This window comes from Massilia sp. CT11-108, from assembly GCF_047302915.1.
Taxonomy (GTDB): Bacteria; Pseudomonadota; Gammaproteobacteria; order Burkholderiales; family Burkholderiaceae_D; genus Telluria; species Telluria orientalis.
Map to the genome: position 1 here is coordinate 1 of NZ_JBKYMO010000128.1, position 12792 is coordinate 12792.

A 12792-nucleotide genomic window follows, 5' to 3' on the forward strand; every position below is an offset into this window, starting at 1 on the left:
CCCCCCCCCCCCCCCCCCCCCCCCCCCCCCCCCCCCCCCCCCCCCCCCCCCCCCCCCCCCCCCCCCCCCCCCCCCCTGGGCCGACTTGTGCAGGGCAAGGAACGCCCGTGCGCGCTCAGGCTGACACGTACCAGGCGCTGTTCGAACGCCGCTGGCGCCATCTGCGGCGCGCGCGGGTGCGGGCGCTGGCCTGGCTGCTGGACGCCCCGGACCTGCTCGACATCCACGACCCGCACTGGGAAGGCCGCATCGCGACGCTCGGTCCGATGACGGAAGCCACGGCGCGCTGGCTGGCCGAACTCGATGCCGATCCCGCGCCGCTGGACGCGGCACTCGGTTCGAAGATGTATACGCGCCTCGGCCTGTACGCGGAAAAGCTGATGGCCTTTTATTTCGCGCACCAGGGCCGCCTCGTCGCGCACGGCCTGCAGGTACGGGCCAGCCGCAACGACACCGTCGGCGAGTTCGATTTTCTGCTGGATGCGGGCGAGGGTGTCGAACACATCGAGTTCGCCACCAAGTTCTACCTGCTGCAGGGCGATGCCGCGACGGGCTTCGACACGTTCGTCGGCCCGAACCTGGCCGACAGCCTGGGCCGCAAGATGCGCAAGGTGTTCGAGCGCCAGCTCGAACTGGGCCGCCACCCGGCCGCGCAGGACGTATTGCCGCGGCCCGTCGTCGCGGCGCGCGCGCTCGTCAAGGGCTGGCTGTTTTATCCGCGCGGCACGTACCAGGCCATGCAAGGCATCACGGCGGGCCACTGCCGCGGCTTCTGGTGCGCACTGGAAGAACTCGACGCCTTGCCCGGCGACCGTTTCCTGATCCTGCCGCGCCTGCAATGGCTGCCGCCGTTCCGCGCGCAATCGGCGGTGTGGATGCTGGACAAGGCCCAGCTGGCAGCGGAACTGGAAGACCACTTCATGGCGTCAAGCGCGCCCGTGCTCGTGGCGCTCGTGCGGGAAGAGCCGGACAACATCGTGGAATTCGAACGGGGCTTCATCGTCTCGAACGACTGGCGCGACCGCGCCAACGCCCGCCTGCACCCCTGACCGGGGTCAGACCTCAAGATTCGGGGTCAGAGCACATTTCGGCGCACTGTCTTTTCAGCATTGTTTGACGCCGCGCGCCCGCATGCAGCCCCTCGCGCGGTCACGGCTTGCGCATCGCTGCCCGTACTGATCAATTTCTCGAAAAAGTGCTCTGACCCCGAATTACCGAATTACTTGGATCAGTGCTTGTGCTCGCCGATCAGCGCGAGCGAGTCGTGCTCGCGCTGGTTCGCCGCATGGCGGCGGCCGATCAGCCACATGATGCCGGCCAGCGACATGCCGAACAGGACGATGATGACGTCCAGGTCCAGGCTCAGCGTGATCATGATGGCGTACAGCGCCAGCATGGTGAGGATGGAGAGGTTTTCGTTGAAGTTCTGCACGGCGATCGAGTGGCCGGCGCTCATCAGCACGTGGCCGCGGTGCTGCAGCAGGGCGTTCATCGGCACGACGAAATAGCCGGACAGGAGGCCGATGAGCAGCAGCAACACGACGGCGATCGGCAGCGAATACACGATCGTCATCGAGGTCACGACGAGGCCCATGATGATGCCGAGCGGGATCACGGTCAGTGATTTCTTCAGCGGGATCATCTTCGCCGCCATCGCCGCGCCGATCGCGGACCCGATGGCGACGACGCCGATCAGCCCCGTCGCCTTGTCGAGGGACATGTGCAGCGAGCGCTTGGCCCATTCCAGCACGATCAATTGCAGCGTCGCGCCGGCGCCCCAGAACAGCGTCGTCACGGCCAGCGAGATCTGGCCCAGCTTGTCTTTCCACAGCGTGGCGGAGCAGTCGGCGAAATCGGCGATCAGCTTGGCCGGATTGCGTTCCTGGTGCTCGTAGCGGGCGCCGGTGTCCGGGATGCGCAGGTTGAAGCCGGCCGCCAGCGCGTACACGCCGATCAGCACGGCGAGCTGGGCCTTGGTCGAGGAGTTGATGCCGGTGTCGATATAGGGCACGTCCAGCGTCATCAGCCAGGCGCTGCCGTGGGCACTGACGAGGGCGCCGCCCATGGCCGCGCCGAGGATGATGGACATGACGGTCAGGCCCTCGATCCAGCCGTTGGCCGCGACGAGTCGTTCAGCCGGCAGCAGCTCGGTCAGGATGCCGTATTTGGCGGGGGAGTAGACGGCGGCGCCGAAGCCGACGACAGTGCAGGCGATGAGGGGGTGGGCGCCGAAGAAGATCAGGCAGCACCCGAAAACCTTGATTAGATTGGCGGTGAACATCACCCGTCCCTTGGGCATTGAATCGGCAAACGCGCCGACGAATGGTGCCAGGAGGACGTAGAACAAGACGAACGACAGCTTCAGCAGCGGAGTGAGCGAAGCCGGGGCTTTCATCGCCGTTAGCAGACCGATCGAGACAAATATCAGCGCGTTGTCGGCCAGCGACGAGAAGAACTGCGCCGCCATGATGGTATAAAAACCACGGTTCATTCGAAAGGTTCAAAAAACTGGATGGGTTGCTTTATACCATGAAAGACCGCTTAGCCCAAGGAATCGACAATACGGCATTTCACTGCCGGGAGTAAAATAAACCTTTCGTTCTCAGCCGTCGCCCCCATCTGAAAGCCATGCCACGTCCCCTGCACGCCACCATCCACCTCGACTCCATGCAGCACAATCTGGCCCGTGCGCGCGCCTGTGCGCCGCAGGCGAACGTCTGGGCGGTGGTGAAGGCGAACGCGTATGGACACGGCCTGGAACGGGGCATGCGCGGCTTCGCGCAGGCCGACGGCCTGGCCCTGATCGAAACGGAAAGCGCGCTGCGCCTGCGCGAGCTGGGCTGGGTGAAGCCGATCCTGTTATTAGAGGGAATCTTCGACACGTCGGACATCCCCTTGCTGGCTGAACATAATGTCAACAGCACGGTCCATTGCATCGAGCAGGTCAAGATGCTGGAGTACACCCAGCTCTACCGTCCCATCGACGTGCACCTCAAGATGAATACGGGCATGAACCGCCTCGGCTTTCGGCCGGACGAGTTCGCGGCGGCCTACCAGCGGCTGCGCGCCATCCCGGGCATCCGCAACATCACGTTGATGACGCATTTCGCGAACGCGGACGAGCTGGAGCATCCGCGCCTGTCGATCGGCGAGCAGGTACGCCGGTTCCGGCTGGGCGCGGACGGCTTGCCGGGCGAGCGCAGCCTGTCGAATTCCGGCGGGGTGCTGCACACGGCGGAGCTCGTTCAGGAATTGCAGAGCGACTGGGTGCGCCCCGGCATCATGCTGTACGGCGGCACGCCTGGTGGCCGCTCGGCCAAGGACTACGGGCTGTTGCCGACGATGACACTGAAATCCGAAGTCATCGGCATCCAGCACCTGGAGCAGGGCGACAGCGTGGGCTACGGCAGCCGCTTCCAGGCGGACCGCGCGCTGACGGTGGGCATCGTCGCCTGCGGCTATGCGGACGGCTACCCGCGCCATGCCGAGCACGGCACGCCCGTGCTGGTGGACGGCGTCCGCACGACGCTCGTCGGCCGGGTGTCGATGGACATGATGGCGGTCGACCTGTCGCCCATTGCGAACGCGCGCGTGGGCAGCAAGGTCACCCTGTGGGGCGACGGTCTCCCGATCGACGAGGTGGCGCATGCCGCCGGCACGATCGGCTATGAATTGATGTGCGCCGTGGCGCCGCGCGTGCGCGTGGCCGAGGCGCCGCTCGGGTGCGATCCCATTTTATAACCAAGGAATCATGGCTAAACCCCGTACCAGTTTCGTCTGCAGCGATTGCGGCAGCGTCGCCAGCCGCTGGACCGGCCAGTGCGCCGATTGCAAGGCCTGGAACACGATGACCGAGCAGGTCGAGACCGCCGGCCTGAACCGCATGTCGCAGACGCCGCACATGCATAAGAGCCTCGCGCAAACGGCCCCCGTGCTGTCGCTGGCCGACATCGAGGCGATCGACGTGCCCCGCTTCGGCACCGGCATCGACGAATTCGACCGCGTGCTGGGCGGCGGCCTCGTCGCGGGCGGCGTCGTGCTGATCGGCGGCGACCCCGGCATCGGCAAGTCCACCTTGCTGCTGCAGGCGCTGGCGAACCTGGCCGCGGCGCGCAGCACGCTGTACGTGTCCGGCGAGGAATCCGGCGCCCAGATCGCCCTGCGCGCGCGCCGGCTGCAGGTCGAGGCGAAAGACCTGAAGCTGCAAGCCGAGATCCAACTGGAAAAAATCCTCGGCACCATTGCCGACCTCAAGCCGGAGGTCGCCGTCATCGACTCGATCCAGACCGTGTACTCGGATGCGCTGACGTCGGCCCCCGGTTCCGTCTCGCAGGTGCGCGAATGCGCGGCGCAGCTCACGCGCGTGGCCAAACAGACGGGCGTGACGATCATCCTCGTCGGCCACGTGACGAAGGAGGGCGCGCTCGCGGGGCCGCGCGTGCTGGAGCACATCGTCGACACCGTGCTGTATTTCGAAGGCGATACGCAGAGCAGCTTCCGCCTCGTGCGCGCCATCAAGAACCGTTTCGGCGCCATCAACGAGCTGGGCGTGTTCGCGATGACGGAAAAGGGCCTGAAGGGCGTGTCGAACCCGTCCGCACTGTTCCTGTCGCAACACGACAACCAGGTGCCCGGTTCCTGTGTGATGGTGACGCAGGAGGGCACCCGGCCGCTGCTGGTCGAAGTGCAGGCGCTCGTCGACGCGAGCCATTTGCCGAACGCGCGCCGGCTGTCCGTCGGCCTGGAGCAGAACCGCCTCGCGATGCTGCTCGCGGTGCTGCACCGCCATGCCGGCATTGCCGCGTTCGACCAGGACGTGTTCATCAACGCGGTGGGTGGCGTCAAGATCACGGAGCCCGCGGCCGACCTGGCCGTCCTGCTGGCGATCAATTCGTCGATGCGCAACAAGGCGCTGCCCCGCGGCCTCGTCGTGTTCGGCGAGGTGGGCCTGGCCGGCGAGATCCGTCCCGCCCCGCGTGGGCAGGAGCGTTTGCGCGAGGCGGCGAAGCTGGGCTTTTCCGTCGCCGTGATCCCGAAAGCTAATGCGCCGAAGCAAAAGATCGAGGGGATGACCATCGTGGCCGTCGAGCGGATCGATGAAGCGTTCAGCAAGCTGCGCGAGCTCGACTGATCACCGTAACTTGAATAGCGGTAACACGCAAGGTTATCGTTTGCACCTATAATGCCCCTCGTTTTTAAAAGATTCACAGGCTTATCGTGGCAATAGATCAGAGGCAATCCGCACGCAAGATCCTGAAGGTGCGGGCAGTCCTGGCGATGGAGGGCCAGACCCCCGTCCAGGGACGTACATCCGACATCGGCTCCAATGGCGTCAGCATTACCGTGCCGCATCCGCTGCAGACGGGGCAGACGGGCCAGGTCGGCTTCGACCTGCTCGTCGACGGCACGCCGTTTCCCCTGCATGCGCGCGTCAAGGTGATGTATTGTATTTTCAGCAATGGCGAGTTCAAGGCCGGGTTGCAGTTCATGAACCTGGACCTGGCGGCGATGAGCCAGGTGTCACGCTTCCTGCGCTGATTCATTGGCCGGTTGACAAGAAAAGCGGCGGGTGCCTTGGGCCCCGCCGCTTTTTCTTTGATGAGACCTCTGCGGCCCCCAATGCTATTCGTGATAGCGGTCGTGCAACCTTTGTGAACTGCCGATGCCTTCGGAAATCACCCCATACAGCACGAGGACGACCATCCCGGTCAGCATGCCTGTAATGAATAACATACCGTTCGAACGCCGTTGAGCGCTCCCTCCCCCATCTGTCATTCGAGATTGTAGGACTACTCCTCCATACTGCATAAACACTTTCAAATTAGCATAAGAAAAAGTATTTACAAGGCGCTTTTTCTCGACCTCGGAAGAGGGTGGAACCGTAGATTGTGACAGCGGTCGAAGGGCTGTGTGACATGTTATTTCGGGCGGTCACATTATGCGCCGCGCATGTCATATGGCCAGGCTGGCCATGTCATAAAGCCGTCATATTTGCTCACTACACTGCGCAGCATCAACCGTGTCACACCTAACCAAAGGACCTTGATATGCGCATGAAGCAACTGCTGGCAACCATCATCATCGGCACCACCGCCGCGTTCGCGAGCACCGCGACCCTGGCTGCCGACATCACCGGTGCTGGTTCCACCTTCGCCTACCCGATTTATTCGAAATGGGCGGAGATGTACAAGAAGACCAGCGGCAACGGCCTGAACTACCAATCGATCGGCTCCGGCGCCGGCATCAAGCAGATCAAGGCCAAGACGGTCGATTTCGGCGCATCGGACATGCCGCTGTCGGTCGAAGACCTGAACGAGGCGGGCCTGGTGCAGTTCCCGACCATCATGGGCGGCGTCGTCGCCATCGTCAACCTGGACGGCGTGGCGCCGGGCCAGCTGAAACTGACCGGTCCGGTCATCGCCGACATCTACCTGGGCAAGATCGCCAAGTGGAATGACAAGGCGATCGCCGCGCTGAATCCGGGCGTGAAGCTGCCGGCCGAAGACATCACCGTCGTGCACCGCGCCGACGGCTCGGGCACCTCGTTCCTGTTCACGAACTACCTGTCGCAGACCAACCCGGACTTCAAGGCGAAGATCGGTGCCGGCACCGCCGTGAAATGGGCTGTCGGCGTGGGTGGCAAGGGCAATGACGGCGTCGCCGCCAACGTCCAGCGCATCAAGGGCTCGATCGGCTACGTCGAATGGGCATATGCCAAGAAGAACAAGCTGGCCCATACCCAGCTGAAGAACCGCGACGGCAATTTCCTGCAGCCGGACGACGACGCGTTCAAGGCCGCCGCCGCCAACGCCGACTGGGCCAAGGCACCGGGCTTCGGCGTGGTGCTGACCGACCAGCCCGGCAAGGCCGCATGGCCGATCGTCGGTGCGACGTACGCAATCATGCACAAGTCGCAAGCCGATGGCGCCAAGGGCAAGGAAGTGCTGAAGTTCTTCGACTACGCGTTCAAGAACGGTGCTGCCGCCGCCGCTGAGCTGGACTACGTGCCGATGCCGGCTGCGACCACCAAGCTGGTGGAAGACGCCTGGAAGGCCAACCTGAAGGATGCTTCGGGCAAAGCGCTCTGGTAATTGAGCAATACCCGACACGTGGGTAGCGCCGCTCCCACCTCCCGGCGCGAGGTCGGGCAGGTGGGAGTGGCGCGTTTTTGCTTCTAGGTAATAAATTGGACAAACACATGAACGCACACCCCGCGCTCGCCGCCGACGAGGCCGGCCAGGCCGCGTTGCAGGAAGAAGCCCGCAACGTCGCACTGCGCAATACCATGCGCGTGCAGCGCATCCAGGACTTCATCTTCCACAAGGTGACCCTGTTGTTCGCCGCGAGCGTCCTGATCGTCCTCGTGGGCATCATTATTTCCCTGGCGATCGGGGCGGCGCCTGCGTTCCGCGAATTCGGCGCGTCCTTCCTCACCACCAACGAGTGGGATCCCGTCAACGACAAATTCGGCGCGCTGATCGCCATCACGGGTACGCTGGTCACGTCGATCATCGCGCTGCTCGTCGCCTTTCCCATCAGCTTCGGCATCGCGCTGTTCCTCACCGAGATCTGCCCGGCATGGCTGCGCCGCCCGATGGGCATGGCCGTCGAACTGCTGGCCGGCGTGCCGTCGATCATCTACGGCATGTGGGGCCTGTTCGTGTTCGCGCCGCTGTTCGGCGACACCATCCAGCCGTTCCTGAAAAAGACGCTCGGTGTGCTGCCGTTCATCGGCCCGTTCTTCCAGGGGCCGACGATGGGCCTGGGCCTCCTGACCGCCGGGATCATCCTTGCCGTGATGATCATCCCGTTCATCGCGTCCGTGATGCGCGACGTGTTCGAGATCGTGCCGGCCGTGCTGAAGGAATCCGCATACGGCCTCGGCTGCACGAAATGGGAAGTCGTGCGCAAGATCGTGCTGCCGTACACCCGCGCCGGCGTGGTCGGCGGCGTGATGCTGGGCCTCGGCCGCGCGCTGGGCGAGACGATGGCCGTCACGTTCGTCATCGGGAATGCCAACGACATCAAGCTGTCGCTGTTCGCGCCGGGTAATTCGATTTCCTCGACGCTGGCCAACGAATTCGCCGAAGCCAGCTCGCAACTGCACGTGTCCTCGCTGTTCGCGCTGGGCCTGATCCTGTTCGCCATCACGTTCATCGTGCTGTCGGCCGCCAAATTGATGCTCGTCGGGATGTCCCGCAAGGAAGGGGTGAAGTAATGGATGCCGTTGTCAATTCCGTCTATCGGCGCCGCCTGCTGGGCCACCGCATCGGCATCGCCCTGTCCGTGCTGGCGATGGCCGTCGGCCTCGGCTTCCTGCTGTGGATCCTGGAGACCCTGCTGGTCAATGGCTTCGGCGCACTGTCGCACACGCTGTTCACGATGGACACGCCGGCGCCGGGCAGCCCGGGCGGCCTGCGCAACGCGATCGTCGGCAGCCTCATGATGGTAGGCCTGTCCACGGCGATCTCGACGCCGGTCGGCATCCTGGCCGGCATCTATCTCGCCGAGTACGGCCAGAACAGCAAATTTGCCGCCGTCACGCGCTTCGTCACGGACATCATGCTGTCGGCGCCGTCGATCGTGATCGGCCTGTTCGTGTACGCCCTGTGCGTGGCGCGCTTCGGGCATTTCTCCGGCTATGCGGGCACGATCGCGCTGTCGCTGATCGCGATCCCCGTCGTCGTCCGCACGACCGACAACATGCTGCACCTGGTGCCGAACAGCCTGCTGGAAGCGGCGTTCGCGCTGGGCGCGCCGCGCTGGAAAGTGGCGATGACGGTGCGCCTGCGCGCCGTGAAGGCGGGCGTGGTGACCGGCGTGCTGCTGGCCGTGGCCCGCATCGCCGGCGAGACGGCGCCGCTGCTGTTCACCGCGCTGAACAATCAGTTCTTCAGCCTCGACATGAAACAGCCGATGGCCAACCTGCCGGTGGCGATCTACCTGTTCGCGATGAGCTCGTACGAAGACTGGCGCAGCCTCGCCTGGGGTGCCGCCCTGCTGGTGACGTTCAGCGTGCTGCTCCTGAATATCCTGTCGCGGACCCTGTTCCGCCAAAAGAACCCGCAATAAGTTGACGAAGATCCCAGATCCCATGATGACCCAGACCCTGTCCACCCCGTCGCAAACGACGCAAGGTTCGAAGCCCAAGACCAAGACCATCGAGATCTCCGGCCTGGACTTTTATTACGGCAAGACGAAGAGCCTGAAGAACGTCAACCTGGACGTCCACGACAAGCAGGTCACCGCGTTCATCGGTCCGTCGGGCTGCGGCAAGTCGACCTTGCTGCGCACGCTGAACCGCATGTACGACCTGTACCCGGGCCAGCGTGCCGAAGGCGCTATCCTTTACCGCGGCCGGAATATCCTGGAACCGGGTGTCGACGTGAACATGCTGCGCGCCAAGATCGGCATGGTGTTCCAGAAGCCGACGCCGTTCCCGATGTCCATCTACGACAACATCGCATTCGGCGTGCGCCTGTACGAAGACCTGTCGAAAGGCGAGATGGACGAGCGCGTGGAATGGGCGCTCAAGAAGGCCGCGCTGTGGACCGAAGTGAAGGACAAGCTTAACAAGAGCGGCCTGTCGCTGTCCGGCGGCCAGCAGCAGCGCCTGTGCATCGCGCGCGGCGTCGCGGTGAAGCCGGACGTGCTGCTGCTGGACGAGCCGACGTCGGCGCTGGACCCGATCTCGACGTCGAAGATCGAGGAACTGATCAGCGAACTGAAGGGCGACTACACGATCGCCATCGTCACGCACAACATGCAGCAGGCCGCACGCTGCTCGGACTACACGGCGTACATGTACCTGGGCGAACTGGTGGAATTCGGCGAGACCGACCAGCTGTTCCTGAACCCGGTGCGGAAAGAGACCCAGGATTACATTACGGGCCGTTTCGGTTGATGCGGTAAGATTACATTATTGAACAGGATGAACACATGGTAGGCGAGCACTCTTCCAAGCAGTACGACCAGGAACTGGAAGCGATCCGGTCGAAAGTGCTGCTCATGGGCGGCATGGTGGAAACGCAGTTCGACGAGGCGGTGAATGCGTTCCGCGTCGGCAACACCGAGCAGGCCGACAAGGTGGTGGCGGACGACCACGCCGTCAACCAGCTCGAAGTGCAGCTGGACGACGCCTGCAGCCACCTGATCGTGCGCCGCCAGCCGGCCGCCAACGACCTGCGTACGATCATGGCGACGATCAAGGTGATCACGGACCTCGAGCGCATCGGCGACGAGGCCGCCAAGATCGCCCGCACGGCCAAGAGCCTGCACGAGCGCGGCATGGTCAGCTTCAACCACTACGAGACGGTGCGCACGATCTCGCGCGCGACGGCCGACATGCTGCACGACGCGCTCGACGCGTTCGCGCGCCTGGACGGCAAGGCTGCCGTGCAGATCATCGCCCAGGACGACGTGATCGACCACGAGTTCCGCACCATCATGCGCAGTACGATCACGTTCATGATGGAAGACCCGCGCACGATCTCGTCGGCGCTGGACGTGCTGTGGGTGGCCAAGGCCATCGAGCGCATCGGCGACCACGCCAAGAATATCGCCGAGTACGTGATCTACGTCGTCGAGGGGCGGGACATCAGGCATAGCAAACCACAAGCCGTCGCGGCTGGCGGAGAAGGGTGATCGATGGCGGCCAACACGAGCGTCCTGATTGTCGAAGATGAGCCGGCGATCGTCGAACTGGTGAGCTATTCGTTGCGCGAGACGGGCTGGGAGATCCGCACGGCCGCCAACGTGGCGGCGGCCTGGGATTCGATCGTGCACGGCAGGCCCGACCTGCTGCTGCTGGACTGGATGCTGCCCGACCAGAGCGGCCTGCGGTTGCTGTCGCGCCTGCGCGGCGACCGCGATTTCCAGGACATCCCCGTCATCATGCTGACGGCGAAGAGCATGGAAGAGGACAAGATCGCGGGGCTCAATACCGGCGCCGACGACTACGTGACGAAGCCGTTCTCGCCGCGCGAACTGGTGGCCCGCTCGAAAGCGCTGCTGCGCCGCAAGAGCCCGCACCTGGCCGAGGCGCCGCTGTCGGCCGGTCCGGTCATGCTCGATCCGGCCAGCTGCACGGTCACCCTGGACGGCCGCCAGCTCGACATGGGCAATGCCGAATACCGCCTGCTGAAATTCCTGATGGCGCACCGCGAGCGCGTGTTCTCGCGCAGCCAGCTGCTCGACAAGGTGTGGGGCGACGCGGCGGCCGTCGAGGAACGCACGGTCGACGTCCACGTCCTCCGGCTGCGCAAGGCGTTGAAGGAAGCCGAAAAGCTGATCAAGACCGTGCGCAGCGTAGGCTACATGCTGTCCGAAAAAGAAAAATAGAAAGGTCGCCCGCTTGAATCCTCGCGTCATGTTCTGGGTCCCGGCGTTGCTGCGCCTGGGCCTGATGCTCGCGGTCGCCGGCATCGCGTGGTGGCTGCTGGGCCCTGTCTCCGGGCTGGCGCTCGCGCTGCTCATCACCCTCGGCCTGCTGATTTCCCAACTGGCCTACCTGCACAAGCTGGGCGAGTGGCTCGACGACCCGCAGAGCACGAAGCTGCCGGACGGGTGGGGCGCGTGGACCGACGTCTTCGCGCGTTTGTACCGCCTCCGCCGCGACGACGAACGCAACCGCGACGAGCTGACGGAATGGCTCGCGCGCTTCCGCCAGGCCATGCACCTGCTGCCGGAGGGCGTGGCGATCATGGACGACGTCCTGTTCCTCGAATGGTGCAACCCGGCGGCCGAGCGCCACCTGGGCCTCACGCTGGAACACGACAAGGGCCGGCGTGTGACGAACCTGATCCGCCACCCCGAATTCATCGACTACCTGATCCTCGGCCGCTACGAACAGCCGCTCACCCTGTCGATCCGCGGCCGCAAGCTGATCGTGCAGATCATCCCGTTCGAGAACCGCCGGCAAATCCTCGTCACCCACGACGCGACGGACACGGACCGCATCGAGGCGATGCGCCGCGACTTCATCGCCAACGCGTCGCACGAGCTGCGCACGCCGCTGACGGTGATCGTCGGCTTCCTCGAGATCGCGCTCGCCGACCCGGGCCTGGACGAGAAGACGCGCACCGCGCACCTGATGCTGATGACGGAACAGGCGCAGCGCATGCAGCGGCTGATCGAGGACATGCTCACCTTGTCGCGCCTCGAATCGGACGAGTATCCCCTGAAGCGCGAGCGCGTGGACGTGCGGGCTCTCGTCGAACAGGTGGCGAACGATGCGCGCGCGCTGTCCAACGGCCGCCACGAGATCGACTTCGCCGTCGACGGCCCGGACGTGATGGGCAGCAGCGAAGAGCTGCGCAGCGCGTTCGGCAACCTGGCCAGCAACGCCGTGCGCTACACGCCGCAAGGCGGGAAGATCGAGCTGCGCTGGCTGCGCGGCCCGAACGACCTGCGCTTCGAAGTGATCGACAACGGCATCGGCATCGACGAGCAGCACATCTCGCGCCTGACTGAGCGCTTCTACCGCGTCGACAAGAGCCGCTCGCGCGAGACGCAGGGCACGGGCCTCGGCCTCGCCATCGTCAAGCACGTGCTGCTGCGCCACGGCGGCAAGCTCGCGATCCGCTCGGTGCCCGGCAAGGGCAGCGTGTTTACGGCCACGCTGCCGAATACGTCGCTGCCGGGTTAATCGTCCGACCATCATCTTACGCGGCGCTTAAACCGGGGCCGGCAAACGGGCGGGATCGGGTTACAATCTCGGGATGACCTTCTCCCGACGTTCCCTTCTTGCCACGCTCGGCGCCGCGGCACTGCTCGCGGGCTGCGGCTCCACGC

General features: G+C 64.6%; 12 protein-coding genes. 11 read left to right on the plus strand and 1 reads right to left on the minus strand.

Going from position 1 to position 12792, the window contains the following annotated elements:
- Positions 1–107 precede the first annotated feature (107 nt).
- Positions 108–1049, plus strand: a complete 942-nt coding sequence (locus ACEN88_RS12710; RefSeq protein WP_413340050.1) for a DUF1853 family protein — start codon at positions 108–110, stop codon at positions 1047–1049.
- A gap of 179 nt (positions 1050–1228) precedes the next feature.
- Here ACEN88_RS12710 and lplT read toward each other — a convergent pair whose 3' ends face one another.
- On the minus strand, positions 1229–2491 hold the full coding sequence (gene lplT, locus ACEN88_RS12715) for a lysophospholipid transporter LplT (RefSeq protein ID WP_413340052.1): 1263 nt from the start codon (positions 2489–2491) through the stop codon (positions 1229–1231).
- Positions 2492–2628: 137 nt separating this feature from the next.
- Here lplT and alr point away from each other — a divergent pair, with 137 nt between their 5' ends.
- From alr to phoR, 10 genes are all read left to right on the plus strand, one after another.
- Positions 2629–3741, plus strand: coding sequence for an alanine racemase (gene alr, locus ACEN88_RS12720; RefSeq protein WP_413340054.1), 1113 nt, complete (start codon positions 2629–2631; stop codon positions 3739–3741).
- Positions 3742–3751: 10 nt separating this feature from the next.
- Positions 3752–5131 carry a DNA repair protein RadA gene (radA, locus tag ACEN88_RS12725; RefSeq protein ID WP_413340055.1) on the plus strand — a complete coding sequence of 460 codons (1380 nt, stop codon included), beginning with the start codon at positions 3752–3754 and terminating at the stop codon, positions 5129–5131.
- 86 nt (positions 5132–5217) lie between these two features.
- The gene (locus tag ACEN88_RS12730) at positions 5218–5538 is read left to right on the plus strand and encodes a PilZ domain-containing protein (RefSeq protein ID WP_413340057.1); all 321 of its coding nucleotides are present in this window, start codon (positions 5218–5220) and stop codon (positions 5536–5538) included.
- Between the two features lie 509 nt (positions 5539–6047).
- A complete protein-coding gene (pstS, locus tag ACEN88_RS12735) occupies positions 6048–7091 on the plus strand; it encodes a phosphate ABC transporter substrate-binding protein PstS (protein ID WP_413340059.1) in 1044 nt (347 codons plus the stop codon).
- Between the two features lie 194 nt (positions 7092–7285).
- Positions 7286–8218 (plus strand): phosphate ABC transporter permease subunit PstC, encoded by a 933-nt coding sequence (gene pstC, locus ACEN88_RS12740; protein WP_413340067.1) that lies wholly within the window; start codon positions 7286–7288, stop codon positions 8216–8218.
- Complete coding sequence (gene pstA, locus ACEN88_RS12745; protein ID WP_413340061.1) at positions 8218–9072, plus strand: phosphate ABC transporter permease PstA; 855 nt, start codon at positions 8218–8220, stop codon at positions 9070–9072. Before pstC ends, pstA begins: the two co-directional genes overlap by 1 nt.
- 25 nt (positions 9073–9097) lie before the next feature.
- Positions 9098–9904: a phosphate ABC transporter ATP-binding protein PstB gene (gene pstB / locus ACEN88_RS12750; RefSeq protein WP_413340069.1), complete on the plus strand. Its 807-nt coding sequence runs from the start codon at positions 9098–9100 to the stop codon at positions 9902–9904.
- A 35-nt stretch (positions 9905–9939) separates the two neighbouring features.
- A complete protein-coding gene (gene phoU, locus ACEN88_RS12755; RefSeq protein WP_056127954.1) occupies positions 9940–10644 on the plus strand; it encodes a phosphate signaling complex protein PhoU in 705 nt (234 codons plus the stop codon).
- A gap of 3 nt (positions 10645–10647) precedes the next feature.
- Complete coding sequence (locus ACEN88_RS12760) at positions 10648–11340, plus strand: response regulator (protein WP_413340064.1); 693 nt, start codon at positions 10648–10650, stop codon at positions 11338–11340.
- A gap of 13 nt (positions 11341–11353) precedes the next feature.
- Positions 11354–12646 carry a phosphate regulon sensor histidine kinase PhoR gene (phoR, locus tag ACEN88_RS12765; protein ID WP_413340066.1) on the plus strand — a complete coding sequence of 431 codons (1293 nt, stop codon included), beginning with the start codon at positions 11354–11356 and terminating at the stop codon, positions 12644–12646.
- Positions 12647–12792: the final 146 nt, after the last annotated feature.